This is a genomic window from Candidatus Pelagibacter sp. PS_23 (genome assembly GCF_059417905.1).
Genome location: NZ_CM182071.1, coordinates 404,245 through 429,903 on the forward strand (window position 1 = coordinate 404,245; position 25,659 = coordinate 429,903).

Consider the following 25,659-nt stretch of genomic DNA (forward strand, 5'->3'; position numbering starts at 1 on the left):
CAACTAATAATTTTTTATGGATGTATTTTTACCAATAGCTCAAGTATTTGTTAACCCGATTGAAATACTTTTATTGAGTGCAATCGTTGGAGTACTTTCTGGTTTATTTGGTGTTGGTGGTGGTTTTTTAATGACACCATTCTTAATTTTTTTAGGCGTGCCACCTGCATATGCGGTTGCAAATGAAGCTAACAATATTCTTGCAACATCAGTATCAGGATCAACAACTCATTATTTAAAAAATACTTTAGATTACAAAATGGGTCTTATGATTGTAATTGGTGGAACAATTGGAACATCTTTAGGTATTTATACTTTTACATATTTTAAAGGTATTGGAAAAATTGATACGGTTATTTCTTTAGCCTACATGTATATCCTTGCAATTATTGGTACATTAATGTTGGTTGAAAGTCTTAGAGAAATAGACAGAGCAAAAAGAAATCTTGTAGTTAAAAAAAAATTACACGTTCATTATTGGATACATGGTCTTCCATTAAGAATGAGGTTTCCAAAATCAAAATTATACGAAAGTATTTTTACTCCAATTATAATTGGTTTAGTTGTAGGATTTATTGCCGCTATAATGGGGATAGGTGGTGCTTTTATATTAGTACCCGCAATGATTTATATAATTAAAATGCCAACAAAATTAGTTCCAGGAACTTCTTTGTTTGTTACAATTTTTGTCAGTGTCATAGTTACTTTTTTGCATTCAATTAATTTTGGTTCTATAGATTTAATGTTGGTATTTATGTTAGTTATTGGATCAATTGTAGGGGTTCAAGCGGGACAGAAACTTGGTGAAAAAATTGATAGTTCTGGTTTAAAAGCATTACTGGCAATTTTATTATTGATAGTTGGAATAGCTATTGCCTATGAAACTTTTTTTGCAGAACAAACTGAAAAAGAAATAATACAAGTTTTAAATGCAGATTTGAATTTTTTCTCATTATTTATTTTAGAATTTTCAGAAGACATGCCATTCTTTTACGGGTTATTTTCAATTATGTTTGCAATTCTGTTGGGTGTAGGTGCTGCTCTTATTAGACGTATTTTCTCTAATTTCAAAAAAAAGATGTTACTGAAGAAGTCTTAGTTTAAAAAGTTAATATAGAATTCTATACTCAAAATACTTACCAAACCTACTGTCGCCATCCCTATAAATCCGACTAAAAAAGGTTTGTAACCCATGCTTTTAAGATCTCTCAGATTTGTAGATAAACCAATAGCAGCCATTGCCATTGTTAAAAATACTTTTGAAGATGATTTAATAATGTCAACTGTCTCTAGCCATAAATTATTATATGAGTTTAAAAAAAATTGATCTCCAATATTTCTTAAAATTATCATTGCCACAAAACCTATTACAAAATATGGAAAAATAGCTAATATTGAGTAATTTTTTTTAACAACATTGTTTCTATTATAAAGAAATGCAAATAACGGAATCATTATTACTAAAAAAGTATTTCTTATTAATTTTGTGACTGTTGCAATATTCAATGTTTCTTGGCTATTAAACTGTTGATCGTAAATAAGTCCAGCTGCAGCAACTTGTGATGTTTCATGAATTGATGTGCCTAAAAATAAACCAACAAACATTGGTTCAGCACCAAAGTAATAATTAGCAAAATAAGGATATATAAGCATCGATAAAATTCCAAACAAAGTGATGTTAGCAATTGCATATGATACTTCATTTTTTTTTGCACCAATTACTGGAGCAGTTGCCATAATTGCTGTTGTCCCACAAACTGTGCTACCAATAGCTATTAAGTAAGCCATTCTTGTTGGGATTTTAAGTTTTTTAATTAAGAGTTTTATAACTATTAGTACTGTTACAATACAAATTATGATTAAAGGTATTGCGACTGCTCCAAATTCTAAAAACTCAAAAGGTTTTAATTGAATTCCTAAACAAATTATTCCAAGTTTGAGAATATATGATTGAGTAAAGTCCAAACCTTTTACAAAGTTGTCTCTCATTTTGAATATATTTCCCAAAAGCATTCCGAGTAAAATAGCAATCATGGCTGTCGATATTGGACTTTTATCGTAACCTAATAATTCAATACCAATAATATTATTAAATCCTTGAGATAAACTGTAGAGAACAAACGCTAAAACAATACCTGGCAAAATGACCAGATATTTTTTAAATAACATTACTTTATAGATAAATTTTTAAGCACTTCTGTAAAGTTTAGTCATAACAAACTCTTTATGACCTAAAGCTTCAGCACAAGTTAATCTACCGTTAGCAACTCTAATCATTGATTTGATTAATTCATCACCAGCTTGTGATAAATTCATTTCACGAGATAGAATTTTTGATACATCACAATCAATATGCTCACCCATACCTTTTACAGTTAATGGGTTGGCAGTTAACTTAACAACAGGTTCAATTGGATTACCTACGATATTACCTTGACCTGTTGGGAATAAGTGAATGTTAAATCCAGCAGCTGCTTGAAGTGTAATACACTCTGCTGCAGCGGATGAAGTATCCATAAAGTATAATCCTTTTCCTTTAGTAGGTTCTTCAGCTGGCTCTAAAACATCAATAAACTTACAATTTCCAATTTTTTGGAAATTTCCAAATGCTTTTTCTTCAATTGTAGTTAATCCACCTGCTATATTTCCTGCAGTTGGTTGACTTTCGGAAAGATCATCTGTTGCTTCTTTTAAAATAAAGTCGTTGTAATCGCTCCAAGTTTTCATGAATTTTTCTGAAGCTTCTGGAGTGGCACCACGTGTAGCACAAACTTTTTCAGCACCAGTTAATTCTGAGGTTTCACCAAAACATAAATGAACTCCTAATGGCTCTAATTTATCCATTAAGTTTCCAACTGTTGGGTTAGCAGCAAGACCTGATGTTGTATCAGATTCACCACATTTAACTGAAATCCATAAATCACTTAAAGGACACTCTTCTCTTTGTTTTTCAGAAGCCCACATTGCAAATTCTTGAGCTTTTTTAGAAGCCTTCATGATTGTTCCAATATCACCAGTTCTTTCAATATGAAATCCTTCAACTGGTTTTCCAGTTTTAGCAATTTCATCAACAATTCTTTTTGTCCATTTAGGTTCAATTCCAATGACAATTACAGCAGCAACATTAGGGTTTTTTCCAGTCCCAATCATTGTTCTAAAGTGTAGATCTAAATCAGCACCAAATTGAAGTCTTCCATAAGAGTGTGGAAGGGCAATCGTACCTTTAATATTATTTGCTACAGCTTCAGCACAAGCATTAGAGATATCATCTACAGGTAAGATGATTACGTGATTTCTAGTACCAACTCTGCCATTTTCTCTTTTATAACCTAAAAAACTTTTTGGAATTTCCATATTTTTTACCACTTCTTCGTTTTTACATTGTGAACATGAACATGCTCACCTTTTTTGATTGATTTAACTACTTTTCCAATATCATGACCATATTTTAAAATAGTATCACCTTCATTAAGGTCAACCATTGCAATTTTATGTCCTAATTGAATTTCATCTACTGATTGAATTTGAACTGTTTTATCATTCTCCATAATCCAACATGCGCAATCTTGTTTTGGAGTAATTTTATCAATAACAACTACTCCTACGTTATCTTTTTCGTCGTGTATAATAATATCTGTAGCCATAATTGTGTCGATTTGTTTGTTTGAAATTTTTTAAATCTTATATATTAATCTTAAAAATTAACAAATTATTTATAGATTTTTTTAACAACTTAAGCAGGAAGGCCTAATTATTATGACTAAAATGACAACAGAAGAAGCTTTTGTAAAAGTTTTACAAATGCATGGAATTGAACACGCATTCGGAATTATCGGTTCAGCTTTTATGCCTATTTCAGATATCTTTCCTGACGCTGGAATTACTTTTTGGGATGTTGCTCATGAAACAAACGGTGGATTAATTGCTGATGGTTACACAAGATCTACTGGAAAAATGTCAATGGTTATTGCTCAAAACGGTCCTGGAATTACTGGTCTTGTAACACCAATTAAAACTGCATACTGGAACCACACACCATTATTATTAGTAACACCTCAAGCTGCTAACAAAACTATGGGTCAAGGTGGTTTTCAAGAAGTAGAACAAATGAACTTATTTAAAGATATGGTTTGCTATCAAGAAGAAGTTAGAGACCCTTCAAGAATGGCAGAAGTATTAAATAGAGTAATTGAAAAAGCAATCAGAGGATCAGCTCCAGCACAAATAAATGTTCCAAGAGATTATTGGACACAAGTAATTGACATTGATCTTCCTCCAATTGTTAGACTTGAAAGACAAGCAGGTGGTGTTGATGCAATTAAAAAAGCAGCGGACTTATTGTCAAACGCTAAGTTTCCAGTAATATTATCTGGCGCAGGTGTTGTAATTGGTGGAGCGATTGAAGATTGTAAAAAATTAGCTGAGAAATTAGATGCTCCAGTTTGTTCAGGGTATCAACATAATGATAGTTTTCCAGGAAGTCACCCATTAGCAGCTGGACCTTTAGGGTATAACGGATCAAAAGCTGGAATGGAATTAATTAAGAAAGCTGATGTTGTTCTTGCACTTGGTACAAGATTAAATCCTTTCTCAACATTACCAGGTTATGGAATGGATTACTGGCCTAAAGATGCAAGTATCATTCAAGTTGATATGAATTCAGATAGAATTGGTTTAACTAAAAAAGTCACAGTTGGTATTTGTGGGGATGCAAAATTAGTATCACAACAAATTTTAGCTCAACTTTCTTCAACAGCAGGAGATACAAATAGAGAAGAGAGAAAAAATACAATTCACCAAACTAAATCTGCTTGGTTACAAGAGTTATCAAGTTTAGATCACGAAGATGATGATGAAGGTACAGTTTGGAATGCAGAAGCTAGAAAAAGAGATGCAGATAGAATGTCTCCTAGGGAAGCATGGAGAGCAATTCAAGCAGGTATGCCTGATGATGTAATTATCTCAAGTGATATTGGTAATAACTGTGCAATTGGAAATGCTTATCCAACATTTGAAAAAGGTAGAAAATATTTAGCACCAGGATTATTTGGTCCTTGTGGTTACGGTTTTCCAGCAATTCTTGGAGCAAAAATTGGATGTCCTGATACACCAGTAATTGGTTTTGCAGGTGACGGTGCATTTGGTATTAGCATGAACGAAATGAGCTCATGTGCTAGACCAGAATGGCCAGCAATTTCAATGGTAATCTTTAGAAATTACCAATGGGGTGCTGAAAAAAGAAATACTACTTTATGGTTTGATGATAACTTCGTTGGAACAGAGCTTGATCCAGAATTAAGTTATGCAAAAGTTGCTGATGCTTGTGGATTAAAAGGTGTCACTGTTCGAACCATGGAAGAGACTACTGTTGCTATCAAGCAATCATGTGAAGATCAAAAGAAAGGGATTACAACATTTATTGAAGTAATTCTTAACCAAGAACTGGGAGAGCCTTTCAGAAGAGATGCTATGAAAAGACCAGTTAAAGTAGCAGGGATCAAAAAAGAAGATATGATCAAGCAACCTTCACTAATTTGATTTGAGCAATAGTAATATTAAAATCGGATCAAATAAAAGTTTTGGAATAGTTTTTTTTTTATTCTTTTTAATTGTTTCAATATTTCCTTTATTTAAGGATGGAAATATTAGAATTTGGCCTTTAATAATTGCTATAATTTTTTTAATTTTAGGATTATTAAATTCAAAAATTCTAACCCCATTAAACAAAATTTGGTTTAAGTTTGGAATCTTATTAGGTAGCTTTGTTTCACCAATAGTTATGGGTATAGTTTTCTTTGCTATTGTTACGCCCACATCTCTAATTATGAGGGTTTTAGGAAAGAATTTACTAAATTTAAAAAAAGGCAATAAAAAAACATATTGGATTGAAAGATCTAAAATTGAAAGTAAGATGAAAAATCAATTTTAGTTATGGATTTTTTAAAAGAATTTTGGGAATTTTTAAAAGTTAGAAAAAAATATTGGCTACTACCAATTCTATTAGTTTTAGTATTATTTGGTGGATTAATTGTCTTAAGTCAAGGTTCAGCTGTAGCTCCATTTATTTATACAATTTTTTAAGTGAAAACTATTTTAGGTATTTCTGCTTTTTACCATGATAGTGCAGCAACTATTCTTGTAGATGGCAAGATTATAGCTGCTGCTCAAGAAGAAAGATTTACTAGAAAAAAACATGATGCAAACTACCCATTTAATGCAATCGAATTTGTTTTAAATTTTGCAAAAATTAAACTTAGTGACGTTGATCAGGTTATTTTTTTTGAAAAACCTTTTTTAAAATTTGAAAGATTACTTGAAACTTACGTTGCCTTTGCTCCAAGAGGCTTTAAATCTTTTTGTATGGCAATGCCAGTCTGGCTAAAAGATAAACTCTTTCAAAAAAAAATGCTTTTTAATGAATTGAAGAGACATGATAATAATTTTAATGATGATAAAAAAATTTTTTTTTCAGATCATCACTTAAGTCATGCAGCAAGTGCTTTTTTCCCATCTCCATTTGAAGAAGCAGTAGTATTAACTGCTGATGGTGTTGGTGAATGGGCAACAACAACAGTTGCTATTGGTAAGGGAAGCAACTTAGAAATTAAAAAAGAAATTCATTTTCCTCATTCTTTAGGATTGCTCTACTCGGCATTTACTTATTACACAGGTTTTAAAGTGAATAGTGGTGAGTATAAACTTATGGGGTTAGCTCCTTATGGAGTTCCAATTTATGAAGATAAAATAAAAGATAATCTAATTAATGTAAAAGAAGATGGATCATTTCATTTAGATCAGTCATACTTTAATTATGCAACTGGTCTAACAATGACTAATAAAAAATTTGATAACTTATTTGGTCAAAAAGTTAGAGATTCTGGACATGAAAAACTAACACAATTTCATATGAATATTGCAGCATCCATCCAAAAAGTGACAGAAGATATAATGATTAAAATTGCTAAATCTTTAAAAGAAGAATTTAATGTATCCAATCTATGTCTAGCAGGAGGTGTTGCTCTTAATTGTGTTGCTAATGGAAGGATATTAAAAGAAAAAATATTTGATAATATCTGGGTTCAACCTGCAGCAGGTGATGCTGGTGGATCTTTAGGTGCTGCTCAAGCTTTGTGGCACATTGATCAAAATAATCCTAGAAAAGTTGATCTTAAAGACAATATGCAGGGATCTTATCTAGGACCAGAATATTCACAAAAAGAAATTGAAGAATATCTTGATAAAGCTGGTGCAAAATATGAAATTTTTAAAGATGAAGAATTACTAGATAAAACTGCTGCAGATTTATCAAAAGAAGAAGCAATTGGGTGGTTTCAAGGAAGAATGGAATTTGGTCCACGTGCACTTGGTGGAAGATCTATTTTAGGTGATCCAAGATCAGCAAAAATGCAAAAGAATTTAAATTTAAAAGTTAAATATAGAGAAAGTTTTCGTCCATTTGCACCCTCAATATTAAAAGAAGATTTATCAGAGTGGTTTGATATTAACGTGGATAGCCCATACATGCTAATGGTTGCAAATATTAATAAAGATAAAACTATTAAGATGACAGAAGATCAAAAAAACTTATTTGGCATAGATAAACTAAATGTAAAAAGATCAGAAATACCAGCAGTTACTCATGTGGATTATTCTGCAAGAATACAAACTGTTCATAAAGAAACAAATGAAAAATATTTTAGATTAATTGAAAAATTTAAAGAGAAAACAAATTGCCCTATTCTTGTAAATACATCTTTTAATGTAAGAGGAGAGCCAATTGTAAATACTCCATTAGATGCATTCAATTGTTTTATGGGTACAGACTTAGATAAGTTAGTGATTGGTAATTGCTACTTAGATAAAAATGATCAAAATCCAGCATTAAAAAAAGATTATGCCAAAGAGTTTGAATTAGATTAATTATAAATCATGAATATTGTTAACGATAACACATGTTCTTGGTTAAATGATCTTAATGAAAGATCTAATATAAAAAATTTAGATAAAGAAAAATCCTGTGACTGGCTAATTATAGGTGCTGGTTATACAGGCTTGTCTGCTGCTAGAAAATTATCAGAACTACACCCAAATCAAAAAATTATTATTGTTGATGCTCAATTAGCAGGTGAGGGTGCAAGTGGAAGGAACTCAGGATATTTAGTCGATACGACCCTTAATGATGGTTTCACCTCAAATAAAGAACTTTCTAATTATAAAAAGAAAACTGACATTTATAAATTAGGAATTGATGTTGTGAAAAAGTTTATTAAAGAGCATCAGGTAGATTGTGATTGGAATGAATGTGGGAAATATTTTGCCTCATCAAATGAAAAAGATAGAAAGATACTAGATAATTTTAGCAAAACTTTATTTAAATTAAATTTTGAACATAATATTTTTGATAAAGATGATTTAGGTAAAAGATTAGGTACGAATTTTTATAACTTAGCACTTTATACTAAGGGTGGAATTTTATTACATCCAGGAAAACTTGTAAGAGCTATGATTGACACGTTGCCAGATAATGTTGAGCTATTGGAAAATTCTCAGCTAGATGAATGGTCAAAAAATAAAGATACAATTATTTGTAAATTTAATAATCATAAAATAATTACAAAAAAGATTATTTTTTGCACAAATGGATTTTTAAAATCACTTGGTATTAAAAATAATTATAATTTTCCCTTAACCTTAACTGCAAGCATGACCAGACCATTAACTGATACAGAGTATAAGTCTATTGGTGAGCCCAGAGAGTGGGGTGTGCTGCCTGTTAGACCAATGGGAGCAACTATTAGAATGACAAAAGATAAAAGAATTTTAATTAGAAATACTGCAGAAGTTCATAGTCCTTTTAAAATGTCTAAACCAGAGTTGGATAAAAGATCTTTAAATCAAAAACTTGGTATCAAAAAAAGGTTTCCAAGTTTAGCAGATGATATTATTGAATCTAGTTGGTCTGGCGTTGTATCTAGAACTAGAAATAGTTCACAAATTTTTGAAAAAGTAGAAGACAATGTTTTTGTTGCAGGTTGCTATAATGGTTCTGGTATTGGAGTTGGAACTTTATTTGGTGAACAGATAGCAATTAAAGCAAGTAATGAAAATAGTGATGAAATTAATATAATAGAATCTCGAACTAAGCCTACTTGGCTTCCACCTCAGCCTTTTTTAAATATTGGAGTTAAAACAAGATTGATGTTTGAAAGGTTTAGATCTAAATCTGATGTGTAGTTATTGATTTCTTATAAGTGGATAAACCTTAGGGCTTAAATATTTAAAATTAGTAATCATAATTAACATTAAAGTAGCAAGTCCAATTCCAATAGTTACCTGCAAAAATATTACTAAATCAAACTTCCAAGTGATTTGAAAAATATTTTCAATGATAAATTGTGAACCTATAACTGCAAAAAAGAGAGATATTAAAATTATGGATGTGAATATAATAAAAAACTCAATAATTGAAGAGAGCAGAACTTCAACTTTGGAAAAACCTAGAATTTTAAATATTAAGTTTTGAAATTCTTTAATTTTACCCTGAACTATAATTGCGCTTGATATTACAATTAAACCAATGACTATAGTTATTGCAGAGATAACGGTTACTGCAATAAACACCTTGTTTAAAAGATCTGTTACTTTCTCCAAGTAATCAGTGATTTTTATAATAGAAAGACTAGGCATTTTATCTAGTAATGCAGTTTCGTTAAAATTCTCTAAGCTTTTAAATTTTGAAGTAGCCAAATATTCGTGAGGTATATTTTTTGCAAATTGAGGGTTTAATAACATTGCAAAGTTAATAGTAAAATCTCTGTAGTCTACTAACCTGAAATTTACAATCTCACCTTCAATTTCACGTCCATAAATATTAAGAGTAAAAATATCACCAATCTTAATATCAAAATCTTTAGCAATTTTGCTATCAAGTGAAATTTGAAGTTTATCAGGTCTATCTAAATCCCACCACTTACCTTCCACAATTGGGTTATCTTTTAAAACTTTATCAGCCCAAGAAGACCTTCTGTCATTTCTAATCACCCAGTGGCTATCATTACTTGAATCGATATAAGTATTTGGATCTATTTCATTAATTTTTAGAATACCCGTTGAAACCATTGGAACAATTTCAAGGTTAGCTTCTTTATCCATATCAAAAATTAAATCTTCAAATATTTGTCTTTCATTGTTTTGAATACCAATGAAAAAATAATCTGGCGCAAGCTCAGGTATAGATTTTGCAATTTCTCTTTTAAAGTTTGAGCCCACAAAAGCCAAAGTTAATAATAAAGTGACGCCTAAACCTAAAGACATAATGGTTATAGGAGTAATACTTTTAGTTTGAGTGATATTTTTAACGGATACTTTAATTGAAATATTTGGGTGCTCTTTAAGTCCTTTAAATAATTTAATAATTAAGTTTGATAATAAATAAAAAACTAATAGACAAACAAAGAAAGCACCAAAATAACCCAAGCTATAAACAGGTCGAGCTGAACCAATAGTAAATAAAGATATTAAAACTGACAATAAAAATAGACTTAAAACGATTGATTTTTTTGAATAATAAAATTGAAGGTTTTGAAATACATTTCTAAATAAGTTTGATGCCTTAACCTGATCAATTGCATTAATAGTTGGTATAGAAAATATGATTAATACTAATAACCCTACTGAAAAAACTTTGAAATAATTAAAAATAGAAAAACTACCTTTAATATTTAACCCAAGACCAGCTGATAAATAAACATCAACAATAGGGACTAGAAAGAAACTAAAAGAGTAGGCGGCAGTGGATATTATGAATAGTAGAATGAGTAATTGTAAATAGTAGACTATCTTTATATTCTTTGAGAAAAAGCCTAAAGACTTCTTAACTGCTATAGACATATTATTCTGATTAATGAATGAAAGTAGAGTGTTAGCAATTCCAATTCCTGCAATTAACATTGCACTAATCGATACAAGGGACAAAAATTGAGAGAAATTATCAATTATTCTCTTTAAAGGACCGTCAGATTTTTCATGATATCTAAGTCTAACCTTTTTTTCATCTTTGAATAATTGCTCAACTTTTTTAGATAAAGCCTTTGGATTATCTCCATCATTAAATCTTACTTTATATTCATAATTTAAAAAACTACCTAAGTTGTTAAGTTTTAATAGTTCTAATGTTTGTTTTCCTGCTAAAGCAAAATCACCAAATACAAAAGCACCTCCAATATCAGGTACGGATTTTACGATACCAATTACTGTAAAGAGCTTGTCTTGAACTTTGATTTTATCATTTATTTCCAAATTAAGATTTTTGAAGATATTTTCATTAACAAGGATTGTATTTTTTGTAGTTTGTAATTTTTTAAATGCACCACTTGGCTCATAACCTACCTTGCCAAATAATGGGTAATTTTGATCTACTGTTTTAATTCTAGAAAATATTGATTTATTTTTAGATTGATTGGTAGTTGAGATCATGGTGCTAAACTCAACCATTTGTGAAACAGTAGCAAATTCTTTAACTTGGTTAATCAATTCTAAGTTGCCAACATTACGATTATAATCGATTTCAATATCACCACCCAAAAGCGCTCTTGAGTTATTATTTAATTCTTTATTTAAACTATCTTCAATTGTAAAAATTGAACTTAAGATAAATAAACTGATAAAAAGTGTTAAAATGATACTAGAAATTTTTTTATAATTTCTACTCAAGTCTCTTAAGGCATATATCAAAGTTAACTTGTACTCTGAAAGCTTAGACAATTTTTCCATCTTTGATTTTAATTTTTCTTTTTGCTTTATTTGCAAGTTTTGGGTCATGAGTGACCATAATTAAAGATGATTTTTCTTCCTTAATATATTTAAACAAAATATCTGCAATCATTTGAGAATTTTCACTGTCTAAATTTCCCGTAGGCTCATCTGCTAAAATTAATTTCGGCTTCATAGCTATAGCTCTTGCAATTGCTACACGTTGCTGTTCACCACCTGAAAGTTGGCTTGGTAAATTATTAAACCTATTTTTTAACCCAAATCGATCCAACAACTCTTTGGCTCTATCATTAGGGTTTTTTAAATTATTTAACTCCAAGGTTAAGGCAACATTTTCAACAGCAGTATAATTTGGAATAAGATAGAAAGATTGAAAAACTATACCTATATTTTTTCTTCTAATTTTAGAAACTTCATCTTCGCTCATTTTAGATATTTCTTGATCCTCAAAAAATATCTTACCAGAGGTTGCTTTCTCTAGTCCCCCAGCAAGCATGATTAAGCTAGTTTTTCCAGATCCACTTTCACCCACTATTGAAATAGACTCATTTTTTTTAGTTTCTAAATTAACATTCTTTAAAACCTTAATAGTATCATTACCAGTTTGGTATTTAAGATTAACGTTTTTTAGCTTAAGAAGACTATCCATGATTAAAAGATTTATTATTAAAATTATTGCCGTCTGTCTAGTGAGCATAAACGTCAATGCTCTAGAAAACGTTATCTTATTTGGCGATAGCTTAATGGCAGGCTATGGTCTTCCACAGGAAAAACATTTAGCCATTGTCCTTCAAAATAATCTTAATGATAGTGGTTATGATCTTGGAATTATTGATGGAAGTGTATCTGGAAGCACATCTGCTGGAGGATTAAATCGAGTTGAATGGTCTTTATCTCAACCAAATATTGACTTAATGATCTTAGGATTGGGTGCTAACGACATGTTAAGAGGAATAAGCCCAATCGAGACTGAAAAAAATTTAGAAAAAATTATTCAAACAGCAAAATTAAAAAATATAGAAATAATTTTAGCAGGAATGATTGCTCCAACAACTCATGGAATTAGTTATAAAAAAAAATTTGATAATATTTATCCAAGTTTAGCTAAAAAATATAAACTAAATTTAATCCCTTTCCTATTAGAGGGTGTTGCTTTAAAACCTGAACTTAATCAAGATGACGGTATGCACCCAAATGAAAAAGGAACTATAATTATAAGTGATACACTTACAAAAAGTATCATCAATTTTATAAAAAAATAGTATATCGTGATCAAATGTTTTTAAATACTAAACTACAATCCAGAAAAAAACCGATAAAAGTTGCATTCATTGGCTGTGGAAAATTTGTAAGCATGTTTCTTGCTCAATACAATCAATTACAAAAAATTACTATTGATACTATCGTTGATATTAATATTGATAACGCCAAAAAAAACTGTCTTAAGAGCGGTTTAACTACAGAGACAGTTAATAAAATAAATTTTGTAACTACTTTAGATGAGGCAATTGATAGAGATGTTGAAGTTTTTATAGAAGCTACTGGAAATCCAATTATAGGAACAGTTCATGCTGTAAAGATTATTAAAAACAAAAAACACATCATATTAGTAAATGTTGAAGCTGATGTTACTTGTGGGAAATACCTTGCTGATCTTGCAAAAGAAAACAATGTTATTTGTTCAATGGCATATGGTGATCAACCTTCATTAATTATGGAACAGATTGAATGGGCTAAGTTAAACGGTTTTTTTGTAGTTTGTGCAGGAAAAGGAACGAAGTACCACCCAGATTTTGAATATTCAACACCAGACACGGTTTGGGGTCACTACGGTTTAAGTAAAGAACGTGCTGAAATTGAATCTGGTATGAATCCTAAAATGTTTAATAGTTTTTTATGTGGAGATAAATCTGCAATTGAAATGTGTGCAGTCAGTAATGCATCAAATTTAAAATGTCCAAGTAATGGATTAACTTTTCCACCTGTTGGGGTTTATGACATTGCTAAAAAATTAATTCCAAAAGTGGAAGGAGGATTAATTGATTATGAAGGTCAAGTAGAGGTGATATCTAGCATTGATTTAAATCAAAAAGATATTCCAAATGATCTTAGATGGGGTGTTTACATAGTAATTAAAGCTCAAAATCAATATGTCAAAAATTGCTTTAAAGATTATGGAATGGTGACCGATTTGTCTGGCAGTTATTCAGCTATATGGAGGCCATATCATTATATTGGTTTAGAACTTGCTCAATCAATATATGCAATTGCACTTGATCAAAAAGCAACAGGTCAAACTATAAATTATAATGCAGATGTTGCAGCTTATGCTAAAAAAGATTTAAAAATTGGTGAGCGATTAGACGGTGAGGGTGGTTTTTGTGCTAGAGGGAAATTAATTACTTCTAAAAAATCAAAAGATGAAAAAATTTTACCTCTTGGTTTAACTGATGGAGCAATTGTTAAGAAAGATATTAATAAAGATCAATCTATAAGATTAGATGATGTGGAGTTAGATCTTCCAGAAGATGTTGTTAAAGCTAGACAGTATCAATATGATTTAATTTAAAGAACAACCAAATCCAACTTTTGCTTACCTAATCTCTCATTACCATTCTCGGTCACTAAATAGGTTTCACCTAAATTCATAGCAAGTTTACTATCTGAATCCATTAAGATCATATGCATAAAGAAGACATTACCAGGAGTTATTACATAAGGATTACCTGTGTATAGCATTGGCCAGTCCATCCAATTGGGTGAGAAGGTTGTCCCTAATGAATAGCCACAAGCATTCATTCTTGATTTATTGTACCCAAGATCATCAAAAGTTTTAGCATGTATATCAAATACATCTCCCGCAGTTTTTCCTGGTATTAGAGTTTTTGCACAATTAGTCAAAGCCTCAAGACAAGACTCATGCATCTTAATATGCTTTGGATCAGCTTTACCAATAGGAATAGTTCTAAACATTGCAGAGTGATAATGTTTATAAGTTCCAGCCCATTCAATAGTTAACTGATCAGTATCTGATAAAATTCTTTTCTCAGATTGATATCTGCATAATAATGCATTGTGTCCAGAGCCTATAATATATTCATTTGCTGGATAATCACCGCCACCCTCTAAAACAACTCTTTGCATTTCAGCTAAAATTTTTGCTTCACTAGCACCAGCTTTTGCATATTTCCAAGCCTCATCAAGCGCTTGATCCGCAAGTTCTGCAGCTTTTTTTACATAAACAATTTCTTCAGTAGATTTAACAACCCTATGTTTGGTGATTAATTCTGATTGATCTTCTACCTCACAATAACCTTCTAGCGATTTATTAAGTCTTAAAGCATTACGACCTGTCATACCGTAAGCTTCGTATTCAACTCCGATTTTTTTATCTTTTAGATTTAATTCATTTAAAATTATTTTAAGATCATCTGTAGGGTTAGACTGGTCTTTATCTACCCAAATTCTTATGTCTTCAATGTTTGAAGTATTTTCTGCTTGTCTTAAATCTGGAGCCCTTGTTAAAAGAATAATATCTCCTTTATTGTCTAGTATTAATGTTTGAAAGAAAACATAACCAAAGGTATCGTAGCCTGTAAGCCAAAACATAGACTCTTGACGAAACATTAAAAGAGCATCAAGATTATGCTCTTTCATAGATTTTAATGTAGCTAGTTTTCTTTTCTCAAATTCTTGTTTGCTAAAATGAAGTGCCATAATAAAAACTATAACTTTTAAAAATATTAATCACAAGTAGCCATAAATTAAGATTTTTTTTGGTAAAACGAACCCAAATTATTGTTAAATACTAAGGTTTTTTTAAATGATAATCTAAAATTAATGAATAATAGCTTTAGCTGAACCTAGTTGATCAACTTTTCCAGTATAAAGACCTTTACCAAGGATTGGAACAACACCAACAGTCGATCCTGTAAATACATAAAAATCTTTATCAAGAGTGACTTTATCTTTTTTTAATTCATTCAAAACAAATCTAAGTGAGTTTAATGGATTTATATAAACGGTATTTGTATTTCCATTAATACTTTGTCCAATTTTTTTATTAGCAATATTTGTCTTTAAATTTCCAATATTAATTTTTTTATATTTTTTCTTTTGCCCAATTAAAAACTTAACATTAGCACCAAAGTCACTACATAAATCTCCAAAACTAGTAATGCCTTTTTTCTTTTGCCTGTAACCAATAACCTCAATACAAGCTGCCATGTGAGAAATATGTTTTGTTATATTTTTCGTTGTAATTAATCCTTTTGATGAAAAAAAGTTTTTCTTAATTAGGTAACAAACCTCAAGCTCTATACCTAAAGTTGATTTATTAATTTTTACTTTTTTTCCACTTTTTATAAAATTCTTTTTAAAGATTGCAGCATAGAAAGGTTTTTTTTCTTTAAGTTTTTTCATGACAGGTATACCTGTCCCTGCAGCTTTAAATCCTATTATTGGATCTTTAACTTTACTCTCACATAATTTTCTTAGCTTTTGAGCTTCACTTAATGTTTTTGTAAATTTTATTGGGAGTGGTGCAATAATTTTATTGTTAACAAATGCATTAACTAATTTATCTGCTGTTTTTTCTAATATGGTTTTTTTCATTATTGAATGTTTAATATAGTTGCAGGATCTAGTCTAGTACCAAACCAATTAAGTCTTACATCAAGATGAGGTCCTGTTGATCTACCAGAGGAACCAACTGTAGCAATGATATCTCCTTTTTTAACATGATCACCTACATTTACAAAAATTTCATCCATATGCATGTAAAGAGTTGAAATACCATGACCATGGTCAAATATTAAAGTTGCTCCAGTATAAAATAAGTCCTTTTCAGCTAGAGTAACAACACCGTTATTCATTGCTTTAACTGGTGTGCCTTTTTTTTGAGCAAAATCTAAACCGTAATGAGGCCATTTGGGTATGCCATTTAAAATTCTTTGACTACCATAAACACCAGTAATTATTGCATCATCAACTGGGATAATAAACTTTTCTTTAAAAAACTGTAAGTCACTTTCAATTTCTCTTGCATCAGCTATTAATTTGTTTTCCTTTTTTATTCTTGCATAAAATTCTTCAGGTGGTGTAACTTTTTTTTTAGGTAAGCCTTCAATTTTTTGAATATTATATTTTCTTTTTTTAATTTTTTTTATAATTTTGTTATTATTTTCAGTAATTGTAATGTCAAATTTTCTATCTTTTTCAATTCCAAATGCAAAATAACCATCTTTTGTGACTTTAACTTTTTTTTTATCTACAAAAATTGATGAACCAGGCTCAGTTTTTCCAATAATGTAATGTCCTTGAATGAATTTTCCCTGAAACTCTACTGCAAAAGATTGAGTTGAAAAAAATAACGCTACTAATGAAAGTAATCTATATATTACTTTGCTGTCCATCCACCGTCTACTAGGATTGATGTGGCTGTAATCATCGATGAAGCGGATGAAGCTAAAAAACAAACGCTTGTTGCAACATCACTTTCTGTTGCTAATTTTCCCATAGGAATATTCCCTAAAGCTAGTTTTTTAAATTCTTTATTTTTAAAAAATCTTTTAACCATTGGTGTTGCTACAAAAGTAGGGGCCACCGTATTTACTCTAATATTGTTTTTTGCAAGCTCAACACCCATACCCTTAGTCAAACCTTCAATACCAAATTTTGTCATATTATAAACATTTCTACCAGACATTCCAACATGACCAAGTTGAGATGACATATTAATAATAGATCCACCTCTTTTTTTATTCTTTAACATTTTTTTAACAACTAATTGAGCAACATTAAAAGCAGCTTTAAGGTTTAAATCTACTAAGTAGTTCATACTTTCTTGTTTAATTTTTTCAAAAGGTTCTGGAATATTTGTCCCAGCATTATTAACCAAAATATCTATAATCTTAATCTTATCTAGTTTTTCTTTAAGATCTTCATAATTCATTACATCACAATTAACTTTGATAACTTTACCTTTTATCTTTTTTATTTCTTTTTCAAGTTTATCAAGATCTGATTGAGTTCTACTTAAAGCAATGATTGTAGCTCCAGCTTCAGCAAGAGCAATTGAGCAAGCTCTTCCCAATCCTTTACCTGCACCTGTAACTAATGCATATTTGTTTTTAAGATTTATTTTTTGTAAGTACATTTAAATAAATAATTTTAAATCAGTATAGATCAATTCGATTGCAACAACTAGTATAGCAATTAAACCAATCCAAGCTATCCATTTATATTCATTGATCCATCTTGATATAACAGTAGCAGCTGTTGCCATAAGAACTATTGATAAAGCTAAACCAAATACTAGTAACACATAGTGATCACCAGCAGCGCCAGCTACACCTAAAACATTATCCAAACTCATCGTAAAATCAGCAAGTAAAACTGTCCATATAGCTTTCATAAAGCTTGAATTATCTACTTTAATATCTTCTTCACCTGACTGACCTTTAATTACATCTGTGTAGAGTTTGTAGACTATATAAAGAAGAAGCAATCCTCCTATTAATCTTAATCCTGTTATTTGTAATAAATAAGCAGTTAACATGGTTAAGATAATTCTTAAAATTACTGCACCACCTATTCCCCAAAAGATTACTTTTTTTCTTTGTTCGGGTGGAAATTTAGAGGCAACCATTCCAATAATAATGGCATTATCACCAGCTAATACTAAATCGATAAATATAATTTGGCCTAAAATTATAAGTTGTTCAGGCCCGAATAATTCTGCAAACATCAGCTGCTTAGTATCATATCAGCACCTTTTTCTGCAATCATTATTGTGGGTGCGTTAGTGTTTCCAGAGGTGATATTGGGCATGATTGATGCATCTATTACTCTTAAATTTTTAATTCCATGAACTTTTAGCTGATCATCAACAACGGCCATATCATCTTGACCCATTTTACATGTTCCAACAGGATGAAAAATAGTTTGAGCATAATCTGCTGCTGCTTTTAAAATATCTTCATCTTCTGTTAAATGAATTCCAGGTCGGTATTCTTCTGGGCTAAATTTTTTAAATGTCTCAGATTCTAAAACAATTTTTCTTGTTAATTTAAGACCAGCTGCTGCAATTTTTCTATCTTCATCTGTCGACAAATAATTCATTTTTATTTTTGCGTAAGTTCGTGAGTCTTTATCTGTTATACTAATATGACCTCTACTAGTTGGTCTAATTTGTGAAACTGTTGGAGTAAAACCATGAAAATCATGGTTTTTGGTAGCTCCCAATGTATCCATACTCATTGGCTGAACATGCCATTGTAAATCAGGAAGTTCAAGAGAAGGGTCACTTTTAGCAAACATGCCCAACTGACTAGCACCTATGGTCATAGGTCCACTTCTATTAAAAATATATTCTAATCCAATTAATAAATTACCAAATAAACTATTAATTTTCTTATTAAGAGATTTAATATTTTGAATTTTATAAATTGGTCTGAACATTAAGTGATCTTGTAAATTTTCCCCAACACCTTTTAATTCATGAACCACATTAATTCCAAGATTTTTTAATCTATTCGAATTTCCTATTCCAGAGACCTGCAATAGCTGTGGAGAGCCTATTGCCCCTGAAGATAAGATGATCTCTTTATTTGCACTTACAGTGAATAGTTCATTTTCAATCCAATATTCAACTTCTTTAGCAACTTTATTTTCAAAATTAATTTTTTTAACATGGGCTTTAATAATTATTTTTAAATTAGGTCTTTTTTTAACAGGGTTTAAATATCCAACAGCTGTACTACATCTAAATCCATCTTTTTCTGTTACTTGATAATATCCACAACCATGATTGTTCCCAGTATTAAAATCTTTAGTTTTGGGAATACCAAATTCTTGAGCAGCATTTTGAAATTCATTTAACAAAGGAAGACTCATTCTTTGATTTTCTATTGAGAGAGGTCCACCAACACCATGAAATTCATTTTTTCCTCTTTCTTGATTTTCAGCTTTTATAAAATAAGGTAATACATCTTCCCAGCTCCAGCCTTTATTTCCTAGCTGCCTCCAAACATCGTAGTCTCTGTGTTGACCCCTAACATAAAGTAGACCATTTATTGATGAGCTGCCGCCAAGAGTTTTCCCTCTAGGATATCTTATAGACCTATTGTTCATAGTCTCATCAGGTTCTGTATTATAACACCAGTCAACATCTGGGTTATGCATAGTTTTGAAATAACCAACTGGAATATGGATCCATGGATAATTGTCTTTGCCACCTGCTTCAATTAAAAGAACTTTATTATTAGGATTTTCTGACAATCTATTTGCAAGAACACAACCAGCAGATCCAGCTCCTAAAATAATATAATCAAAATTTTCCATCAATTTAGAATGTCTATAATAGTAAAAATTAAAATTCTAGTACTACCAATGCTTATAATTAGTATTTTTTTAATATTAAGACTTGTTTTATTTTTTTATTTTTGAAAAGGTAGTTTTTTTATAAAAAAACACAACAAGAGGAAATATAAATATGAAAAAAATCATATCTTTGTTTGTTGGATCGCTTCTACTTACTGTAATGACAGTAACGGGTGCATCTGCACAAACTCTTAAGTGTCAAACAGTAATTAGTTCAAAAGCTGATGAAGTGGTAATGTTGAAAGACTTCACTGATACAGTAACAGAATTAACTGGTGGATCGCTTAAGTTCGAAATTATGCCAGCTGGATCTGTAGTGGGTGTAAAAGAAACTTTAGATGCAGTTGATAAAGGATTAATTGATTGTGGTTTTGCTTGGACTCACTATTGGTCAGGCGATCACCCAGCAGCTATGTTATTTGGTTCGCCAGTAGCAGGTGCAGGTGTTGGTATCGATAACATCGCTTTTTTATCTTGGTTCCAATATGGTGGTGGTAAAGAACTTTACGACCAACTATGGTCTGAGATGGGAAGAGACATCAAAGGATTTATGTTACAACCAGTAGGACCTGAAGCTTTAGGTTGGTTCAAAGAGCCAATTAATAGCATGGCCGACTTTAGAAAGTACAAGTTCAGAACTCCTCCGGGAATTCCTGGCCAAACTTATAAAGACATTGGTGTAGCTTCTGTTGCAATGGGTGGTGGAGATATTTTACCAGCACTTGAAGCAGGAACAATTGATGCTGCTGAATGGTGTTGTCCTAAGCCAGACATGACATTCGGTTTCCAGAAAGTTCTAAAACATTACTATCTACAAGGTCTTCACCAAGTAGTAGTAAATGCTGATTTCTACATTACAGGATCTAAGTATAAAAAGATGTCTGCTTTAGAAAAAAAAGCTTTAGAAGTTGCTGCGAATGCATCTCTATCAAAATCTATGAGTTACAGAATATATGAAAACGGAAAAGCTCTTGCTGAGTTGACTGGAAAACACGGTGTGATTTTACATGACACTCCAGCAGATTATTTCCCAGCATATATGGCTGCTGCAAAAGCAAGTCTAGAAAAAAATGCTAATGAGAACAAATTCTTTAAAGAAGTTTGGGACTCTCAAAAAGCGTTTGCTGATATTGCAGTTCCTTTCTGGTCTGGATCTCAAATGTCTAATGCTAAGCTAGGAATGGCTCACGCAGCTACTTTAAAGTAGTATTTAGATAAAAAATAAATATAACTAGAGCGGATTTTACGATCCGCTTTAGTTTTTTTTTAAATATTTATGCCAAGAAACCACAAATCTAAAAAACCTCTTAAATCTATAAAGCCTATGAAACTAGACATTTCAGATGAAATGATTGCTGAAAGAAGAGGTGGCTCAGGTAAAATGCCAAGAAATATGCCTAAGTGGATGGCATTAGCAATTACAAAAATTGATTTATTTAATAAATGGGTTGGCAACACAGTTTGCTGGATTACTATACCGTTAATATTTGCAATGGTTTATGAAGTTTTAGCCAGAAAACTTTTCAATGCACCCACTATGTGGGCTTATGACATGAGTAGATTTATGTATGGAGCCTTATTTATGTTGGGAGCTGGTTATGCGCTTTCAAAAGGTGTTCATATTAGAGCAGACTTTTTATACAGAAATTTTAAAACCAAAAACCAAGGAAGAATAGATTTTTGGCTTTACCTAATATTTTATTTTCCAGGACTAAGTGTATTTCTTTACATGTCAACTGGCTTTCTTCAAGAGTCTATCATGAGAGGTGAAAAGGGTATGGACACAGCATGGATGCCTTATATGTGGCCAATTAAAGCTTGTTTGTTTGTCGGAATTATTCTTTTGATTGTTCAAGGGATATCGGAATTATTTAAAAGTTATTGGGCAGCTACTAAAGGTAAGTGGCCTGGAGAGGAGAAATAATGTTAGCTGAATTTATGGATCCTGCTTTATTAGGATTTATTCTTATAGGAGTAATGCTTTTTTCAATTTTTGTAGGTTTTCCAATTTCATTTACCTTAATTTTCTTAGGTTTCGTATTTGGTTATTTGGGATTTGGTAAATTAGTATTCTATTTAATGACCTTGCAGTTTTCTATGGTCATGACAGAGCAAACACTTGCTGCAGTTCCCCTCTTTGTCTTTATGGGAATTATGATGGAACAAGCTGGATTAATGGAAAGATTATTCTCAGCTTTCCAACTCATGTTAGCTAAAGTAAGAGGCTCACTTTATTATGCTGTGCTTTTCGTTTCTGTAGTTTTTGCTGCAGCAACCGGAATTGTTGGTGCATCAGTTACCATTCTTGGGATCATGGCTGCAAAATCAATGAATAAGTCAGGATATAATGTGAGATTAGCAGCTGGAACTATTACTGCTGGTGGTACACTTGGAATTTTAATCCCACCTAGCATTATGCTTGTTGTGATGGGTCCAATAATGGAAATTCCTGTAACAGATTTGTTCGCTGCAGCAATAATACCAGGTGTATTGCTTGCAACTCTTTATGCGGCATACACAACAATTAGATGTTGGATAGATCCAAGTTTAGGACCCGTATTACCAAAAGAATTAAGAGCAACAAGTATGAAAGAAGTTTGGGTTGAATTTTTCTTAGGATTAGTTCCACCTGCAGCATTAGTGTTTGCTGCTCTTGGAAGTATCTTGTTTGGATTTGCAACACCAACAGAGGCTGCAGGGTGTGGAGCTATGGGATCTTTACTTTTAGCTTTAGCTTATAGAAAATTAACTTTCAAAAAATTACAAGACTCTCTTGTTAAAACATTAGAAATAGCAGCATTAATTATGGTTTTAGTTGCTGCATCTAACTTCTTTGGAGCTGTATTTTCAAGACTTGGAACACCCATGCTTCTTACAGAATTTTTACTTGGTCTAGAGATGAACAGATACTTAATTCTTGCAATGATTATGGTTATAATTTTTCTTTTAGGTTGGCCTCTAGAATGGGTACCAATCGTAATGATAATAGTTCCAATCATATTGCCTTTAGTAGAAGCGCTTGGTTTTAATTTAACTTGGTTTGCAATACTTGTTGCAGTTAATCTCCAGACAGCCTGGCTCTCACCACCAGTCGCCTTATCAGCATATTTTCTTAAAGGTGTTGTTCCAGAGTGGGATCTTAAAGATATTTACTACGGCATGATGCAATTTATGGTAATTCAAATTATAGGATTGATTTTAATAATAATCTTCCCACAAATAGCTTTATGGTTACCAACCTATCTATATGGACAGTAGAACTTATTAGTTTATTATAGTTTTAGTGAATCAGATCAAATCAAAAAATACTCTAATTAACTGGGAATTAGTTGCAGTTAATCCAAATGATAAAAATTGGAATTGGAAAGATCTGTTTTATTTTTGGGCAAATAATATCCAAAGTTTGATTGCCTTTTCTTTAATTGCCTCACTTTATTTAGTTTATGAATTAAATGTTTTTGTAGTTTTAACTGGAAGTTTAATTGCTTCAATATTTGTTTATTTCTTTGCAAATTTAATTGGTAAACCATCTCAAAAATATGGACTTCCTTTTCCAGTAATTTTAAGAACCTCGATTGGAATAAAAGGAGCTAAATATTTTGCTCTATTAAGAGGATTGGTTGGAATTTTCATGTTTGGAATTCAAACATATTTTTTATCAAAACTTTTTAGCTACTTAATTAGAATAACCTTATATTCTATTGATAATTCACTTTTAGATCAGGATATTTTTTTAGTATTTGTTTTTGGTTTAAATTTAATTGATTGGATAGCATTTGTTTTTGCAATTTTATTACAAGCTTTTTTATTTAGTAAAAGCCATCAGTTTAATAGACTTATAATAAAAGTTTCTGCGATTACCGTTTATTCAGGAATGCTTATATTTTTTTTAACAGTTTTTCTTTATGATGTTAAGGTTACTTCTGCTGCATTTCTTGATATTTTTTCGATACAAAACATTTTAAATAGTAGCAATGTTGCTCCATTGATTACTGTGGCAGCAACTTTATTTGCTTATTTTTCAGTAGTTATAGTCAACTACGGTGACTTTAGTAGATATGTAAAAAATGAGAGTGAATTAAAAAAAGGAAACTTAAGCTTAATATTAAATTTGATAATTTTTTCTTTCTTTGCAGTTTTTATAGTCATTGGATCAGATATTTTTCTAAACAAAAATTTAGAACTCATGGAAAGAATTTTAACAAATCCTACAGATATCATTGGTAAAATTGACAATTCTCAGTTAACTGTGATTGTCTTATTTTTTATTGTTTTTGCTTCTGCATCAACAAATTTAATAGCAAATTATGTTCCAGCTCAAAATTCATTACTGAATTTTTTTCCTCAAACTCTAGATTTAAAAAAATCTGCTATTGTTATTACGATTATTGGTTTTATTGTTGGTATGCTTTGGTTACCATTATTAAGTCAGATTGGAATATTAGCATTTGTAGATACCCTTGGTTCTTTTTTTGGCCCATTATTTGGTGTTATGGTTGTTGATTATTATTTATTAAAAAAAACTAACTTAAATAACAATGAGATTTTTTCTTTAGACGACAAGGGTATGTATTTTTATTCTAATGGTTGGCATTTGAAAGCTATCTACTCTTTAGTTTTAGGTTTTATTTTTGCAGCCTCAACTATCTGGAATGAAAGTTTAATGAGTTTTCACTCTTATTCTTGGATCATTGGAGCATTTGTATCATCTTTGACTTATTATCTTTTAGCTAGTAAATAAACCAATGCATCAGTTTGATTTAAATAATAGAACAGCAATTATCACAGGTGGAGCTCAAGGTTTTGGTCTTGATATAGCAAAAAGATTTTTAAGCTCAGGTGTTAAAACTATTATTTGGGATATAGATGAAAATGAACTTAAAAAAGCTACTAAGGAACTAAACAACCCAAATCTGTCTTATAAAGTTGTTGATGTTTCCAATTATAAAAATGTTAAAGAAACTGTAGATGAAATAACAAAATCTACTAACATTGATATTTTAATTAATAATGCTGGTATTACAGGTTCGACATCCTCTCTATGGGATTATGATGTTGATGAGTGGAATAAAATAGTACAAATAAATTTAATGGGGACTTTTAATTGTTGCAAGTGTGTTGTGCCCAATATGATTAAAAATAATTATGGTAGAATCATCAATGTTGCATCTGTAGCTGGTAAGGATGGTAACGCTAATGCTAGTGCCTACAGTTCAGCTAAAGCAGGAGCTATTGGTTTAACTAAATCATTAGGTAAAGAACTGGCTGATAAAAATATAGCTGTAAACGCTGTTACCCCAGCTGGTGCAAAAACAAGAATTCTTGATCAAATGTCAAAAGAACATGTTGCCAGAATGCTTTCTAAGGTTCCTAGAGGTAGATTTTTAGAGATAGAAGAGTTTACCTCATTAATTTGCTGGCTAGCTTCAGAAGAAAACTCATTTTCAACAGCTGCTGTTTTTGATATTAGTGGTGGTCGTTCTACTTACTAACTAGCACTTTAGA

Annotated in this window: 24 protein-coding genes; 13 read left to right on the forward strand and 11 right to left on the reverse strand. The window is 30.9% G+C overall.

Annotated features, from left to right (window positions below; genetic code table 11):
- Positions 1-16: 16 nt before the first annotated feature.
- Complete coding sequence (locus tag AC5SLY_RS02195; protein ID WP_494599019.1) at positions 17-1,099, forward strand: sulfite exporter TauE/SafE family protein; 1,083 nt, start codon at positions 17-19, stop codon at positions 1,097-1,099.
- Here the strand turns inward: AC5SLY_RS02195 and AC5SLY_RS02200 are convergent.
- The 3 genes from AC5SLY_RS02200 to AC5SLY_RS02210 are packed head-to-tail and all read right to left on the reverse strand — an operon-like array spanning position 1,096 to position 3,644.
- Positions 1,096-2,169 carry a YeiH family protein gene (locus tag AC5SLY_RS02200; protein ID WP_494599020.1) on the reverse strand — a complete coding sequence of 358 codons (1,074 nt, stop codon included), beginning with the start codon at positions 2,167-2,169 and terminating at the stop codon, positions 1,096-1,098. The genes AC5SLY_RS02195 and AC5SLY_RS02200 overlap by 4 nt on opposite strands.
- An 18-nt stretch (positions 2,170-2,187) precedes the next feature.
- Positions 2,188-3,354 carry a UxaA family hydrolase gene (locus AC5SLY_RS02205; RefSeq protein ID WP_006997075.1) on the reverse strand — a complete coding sequence of 389 codons (1,167 nt, stop codon included), beginning with the start codon at positions 3,352-3,354 and terminating at the stop codon, positions 2,188-2,190.
- 5 nt (positions 3,355-3,359) lie between these two features.
- Positions 3,360-3,644, reverse strand: a complete 285-nt coding sequence (locus AC5SLY_RS02210) for a UxaA family hydrolase (protein WP_006997074.1) — start codon at positions 3,642-3,644, stop codon at positions 3,360-3,362.
- Between the two features lie 112 nt (positions 3,645-3,756).
- On the opposite strand from AC5SLY_RS02210, the gene xsc reads away from it, so the two are divergent.
- From xsc to AC5SLY_RS02235, 5 genes are read left to right on the forward strand one after another with little or no spacing between them, the layout of a single operon-like run.
- Positions 3,757-5,538 (forward strand): sulfoacetaldehyde acetyltransferase, encoded by a 1,782-nt coding sequence (gene xsc / locus AC5SLY_RS02215; protein WP_494599022.1) that lies wholly within the window; start codon positions 3,757-3,759, stop codon positions 5,536-5,538.
- 1 nt (position 5,539) lies between these two features.
- A complete protein-coding gene (locus tag AC5SLY_RS02220; RefSeq protein ID WP_494599023.1) occupies positions 5,540-5,929 on the forward strand; it encodes an SxtJ family membrane protein in 390 nt (129 codons plus the stop codon).
- Between the two features lie 2 nt (positions 5,930-5,931).
- Entirely contained in the window at positions 5,932-6,081 is a 150-nt protein-coding gene (locus AC5SLY_RS02225; protein ID WP_271623149.1) for a DUF5989 family protein, read from the forward strand.
- A complete protein-coding gene (locus tag AC5SLY_RS02230) occupies positions 6,082-7,920 on the forward strand; it encodes a carbamoyltransferase family protein (protein WP_494599024.1) in 1,839 nt (612 codons plus the stop codon).
- A 9-nt stretch (positions 7,921-7,929) separates the two neighbouring features.
- Positions 7,930-9,234: an NAD(P)/FAD-dependent oxidoreductase gene (locus AC5SLY_RS02235; protein ID WP_494599025.1), complete on the forward strand. Its 1,305-nt coding sequence runs from the start codon at positions 7,930-7,932 to the stop codon at positions 9,232-9,234.
- Here AC5SLY_RS02235 and AC5SLY_RS02240 read toward each other — a convergent pair whose 3' ends face one another.
- Together AC5SLY_RS02240 and AC5SLY_RS02245 are read right to left on the reverse strand one after the other, a co-directional pair.
- The gene (locus AC5SLY_RS02240; protein ID WP_494599026.1) at positions 9,235-11,820 is read right to left on the reverse strand and encodes an ABC transporter permease; all 2,586 of its coding nucleotides are present in this window, start codon (positions 11,818-11,820) and stop codon (positions 9,235-9,237) included.
- Complete coding sequence (locus AC5SLY_RS02245; RefSeq protein WP_494599027.1) at positions 11,756-12,421, reverse strand: ABC transporter ATP-binding protein; 666 nt, start codon at positions 12,419-12,421, stop codon at positions 11,756-11,758. The genes AC5SLY_RS02240 and AC5SLY_RS02245 overlap by 65 nt, the downstream gene beginning before the upstream one ends.
- Here AC5SLY_RS02245 and AC5SLY_RS02250 point away from each other — a divergent pair.
- Both AC5SLY_RS02250 and AC5SLY_RS02255 read left to right on the forward strand, forming a co-directional pair.
- Positions 12,420-13,034 carry an arylesterase gene (locus AC5SLY_RS02250; protein ID WP_006997067.1) on the forward strand — a complete coding sequence of 205 codons (615 nt, stop codon included), beginning with the start codon at positions 12,420-12,422 and terminating at the stop codon, positions 13,032-13,034. The genes AC5SLY_RS02245 and AC5SLY_RS02250 overlap by 2 nt on opposite strands.
- Positions 13,035-13,048: 14 nt before the next feature.
- Positions 13,049-14,341 (forward strand): NAD(P)H-dependent oxidoreductase, encoded by a 1,293-nt coding sequence (locus tag AC5SLY_RS02255; RefSeq protein ID WP_494599028.1) that lies wholly within the window; start codon positions 13,049-13,051, stop codon positions 14,339-14,341.
- Here AC5SLY_RS02255 and AC5SLY_RS02260 read toward each other — a convergent pair.
- The 6 genes from AC5SLY_RS02260 to AC5SLY_RS02285 all read right to left on the reverse strand — a co-directional run bounded on the left by AC5SLY_RS02260 (position 14,338) and on the right by AC5SLY_RS02285 (position 20,115).
- The gene (locus AC5SLY_RS02260; protein WP_494599029.1) at positions 14,338-15,489 is read right to left on the reverse strand and encodes a M24 family metallopeptidase; all 1,152 of its coding nucleotides are present in this window, start codon (positions 15,487-15,489) and stop codon (positions 14,338-14,340) included. The two genes, AC5SLY_RS02255 and AC5SLY_RS02260, sit on opposite strands and share 4 nt — an antisense overlap.
- Positions 15,490-15,609: 120 nt before the next feature.
- On the reverse strand, positions 15,610-16,386 hold the full coding sequence (locus tag AC5SLY_RS02265; RefSeq protein ID WP_494592795.1) for a fumarylacetoacetate hydrolase: 777 nt from the start codon (positions 16,384-16,386) through the stop codon (positions 15,610-15,612).
- Positions 16,386-17,186, reverse strand: coding sequence for a M23 family metallopeptidase (locus AC5SLY_RS02270; protein WP_006997063.1), 801 nt, complete (start codon positions 17,184-17,186; stop codon positions 16,386-16,388). The genes AC5SLY_RS02265 and AC5SLY_RS02270 overlap by 1 nt, the downstream gene beginning before the upstream one ends.
- Positions 17,171-17,929 carry an SDR family NAD(P)-dependent oxidoreductase gene (locus AC5SLY_RS02275; protein ID WP_018414038.1) on the reverse strand — a complete coding sequence of 253 codons (759 nt, stop codon included), beginning with the start codon at positions 17,927-17,929 and terminating at the stop codon, positions 17,171-17,173. The genes AC5SLY_RS02270 and AC5SLY_RS02275 overlap by 16 nt, the downstream gene beginning before the upstream one ends.
- Positions 17,930-18,520 carry a TerC family protein gene (locus tag AC5SLY_RS02280; protein WP_027306592.1) on the reverse strand — a complete coding sequence of 197 codons (591 nt, stop codon included), beginning with the start codon at positions 18,518-18,520 and terminating at the stop codon, positions 17,930-17,932.
- Complete coding sequence (locus AC5SLY_RS02285) at positions 18,520-20,115, reverse strand: GMC family oxidoreductase (RefSeq protein WP_027306591.1); 1,596 nt, start codon at positions 20,113-20,115, stop codon at positions 18,520-18,522. The genes AC5SLY_RS02280 and AC5SLY_RS02285 overlap by 1 nt, the downstream gene beginning before the upstream one ends.
- Positions 20,116-20,266: 151 nt before the next feature.
- On the opposite strand from AC5SLY_RS02285, the gene AC5SLY_RS02290 reads away from it, so the two are divergent.
- The 5 genes from AC5SLY_RS02290 (at position 20,267) to AC5SLY_RS02310 (ending at position 25,646) form a co-directional block, all read left to right on the forward strand.
- Positions 20,267-21,361, forward strand: a complete 1,095-nt coding sequence (locus tag AC5SLY_RS02290; RefSeq protein WP_018414041.1) for a TRAP transporter substrate-binding protein — start codon at positions 20,267-20,269, stop codon at positions 21,359-21,361.
- A 69-nt stretch (positions 21,362-21,430) separates the two neighbouring features.
- Positions 21,431-22,078 carry a TRAP transporter small permease subunit gene (locus tag AC5SLY_RS02295; protein WP_034391601.1) on the forward strand — a complete coding sequence of 216 codons (648 nt, stop codon included), beginning with the start codon at positions 21,431-21,433 and terminating at the stop codon, positions 22,076-22,078.
- Positions 22,078-23,412 (forward strand): TRAP transporter large permease, encoded by a 1,335-nt coding sequence (locus AC5SLY_RS02300; RefSeq protein ID WP_018414043.1) that lies wholly within the window; start codon positions 22,078-22,080, stop codon positions 23,410-23,412. The genes AC5SLY_RS02295 and AC5SLY_RS02300 overlap by 1 nt, the downstream gene beginning before the upstream one ends.
- A gap of 25 nt (positions 23,413-23,437) precedes the next feature.
- Positions 23,438-24,895, forward strand: coding sequence for a cytosine permease (locus tag AC5SLY_RS02305; RefSeq protein WP_494599030.1), 1,458 nt, complete (start codon positions 23,438-23,440; stop codon positions 24,893-24,895).
- 4 nt (positions 24,896-24,899) lie between these two features.
- Positions 24,900-25,646, forward strand: coding sequence for an SDR family NAD(P)-dependent oxidoreductase (locus tag AC5SLY_RS02310; RefSeq protein WP_494577518.1), 747 nt, complete (start codon positions 24,900-24,902; stop codon positions 25,644-25,646).
- The last annotated feature ends 13 nt before the right edge of the window (positions 25,647-25,659 follow it).

Coding starts and splice junctions, on each gene's coding strand:
- AC5SLY_RS02300 (WP_018414043.1), top strand. CDS start 22,078: ATGTTAGCTGAATTTATGGATCCTGCTTTATTAGGATTTATTCTTATA.
- AC5SLY_RS02240 (WP_494599026.1), bottom strand. CDS start 11,820: ATGACCCAAAACTTGCAAATAAAGCAAAAAGAAAAATTAAAATCAAAG.
- xsc (WP_494599022.1), top strand. CDS start 3,757: ATGACTAAAATGACAACAGAAGAAGCTTTTGTAAAAGTTTTACAAATG.
- AC5SLY_RS02205 (WP_006997075.1), bottom strand. CDS start 3,354: ATGGAAATTCCAAAAAGTTTTTTAGGTTATAAAAGAGAAAATGGCAGA.
- AC5SLY_RS02295 (WP_034391601.1), top strand. CDS start 21,431: ATGCCAAGAAACCACAAATCTAAAAAACCTCTTAAATCTATAAAGCCT.
- AC5SLY_RS02195 (WP_494599019.1), top strand. CDS start 17: ATGGATGTATTTTTACCAATAGCTCAAGTATTTGTTAACCCGATTGAA.
- AC5SLY_RS02310 (WP_494577518.1), top strand. CDS start 24,900: ATGCATCAGTTTGATTTAAATAATAGAACAGCAATTATCACAGGTGGA.
- AC5SLY_RS02280 (WP_027306592.1), bottom strand. CDS start 18,520: ATGTTTGCAGAATTATTCGGGCCTGAACAACTTATAATTTTAGGCCAA.
- AC5SLY_RS02250 (WP_006997067.1), top strand. CDS start 12,420: ATGATTAAAAGATTTATTATTAAAATTATTGCCGTCTGTCTAGTGAGC.
- AC5SLY_RS02275 (WP_018414038.1), bottom strand. CDS start 17,929: ATGTACTTACAAAAAATAAATCTTAAAAACAAATATGCATTAGTTACA.
- AC5SLY_RS02225 (WP_271623149.1), top strand. CDS start 5,932: ATGGATTTTTTAAAAGAATTTTGGGAATTTTTAAAAGTTAGAAAAAAA.
- AC5SLY_RS02270 (WP_006997063.1), bottom strand. CDS start 17,186: ATGGACAGCAAAGTAATATATAGATTACTTTCATTAGTAGCGTTATTT.
- AC5SLY_RS02200 (WP_494599020.1), bottom strand. CDS start 2,169: ATGTTATTTAAAAAATATCTGGTCATTTTGCCAGGTATTGTTTTAGCG.
- AC5SLY_RS02210 (WP_006997074.1), bottom strand. CDS start 3,644: ATGGCTACAGATATTATTATACACGACGAAAAAGATAACGTAGGAGTA.
- AC5SLY_RS02260 (WP_494599029.1), bottom strand. CDS start 15,489: ATGGCACTTCATTTTAGCAAACAAGAATTTGAGAAAAGAAAACTAGCT.
- AC5SLY_RS02285 (WP_027306591.1), bottom strand. CDS start 20,115: ATGGAAAATTTTGATTATATTATTTTAGGAGCTGGATCTGCTGGTTGT.
- AC5SLY_RS02290 (WP_018414041.1), top strand. CDS start 20,267: ATGAAAAAAATCATATCTTTGTTTGTTGGATCGCTTCTACTTACTGTA.
- AC5SLY_RS02235 (WP_494599025.1), top strand. CDS start 7,930: ATGAATATTGTTAACGATAACACATGTTCTTGGTTAAATGATCTTAAT.
- AC5SLY_RS02245 (WP_494599027.1), bottom strand. CDS start 12,421: ATGGATAGTCTTCTTAAGCTAAAAAACGTTAATCTTAAATACCAAACT.
- AC5SLY_RS02265 (WP_494592795.1), bottom strand. CDS start 16,386: ATGAAAAAAACCATATTAGAAAAAACAGCAGATAAATTAGTTAATGCA.
- AC5SLY_RS02255 (WP_494599028.1), top strand. CDS start 13,049: ATGTTTTTAAATACTAAACTACAATCCAGAAAAAAACCGATAAAAGTT.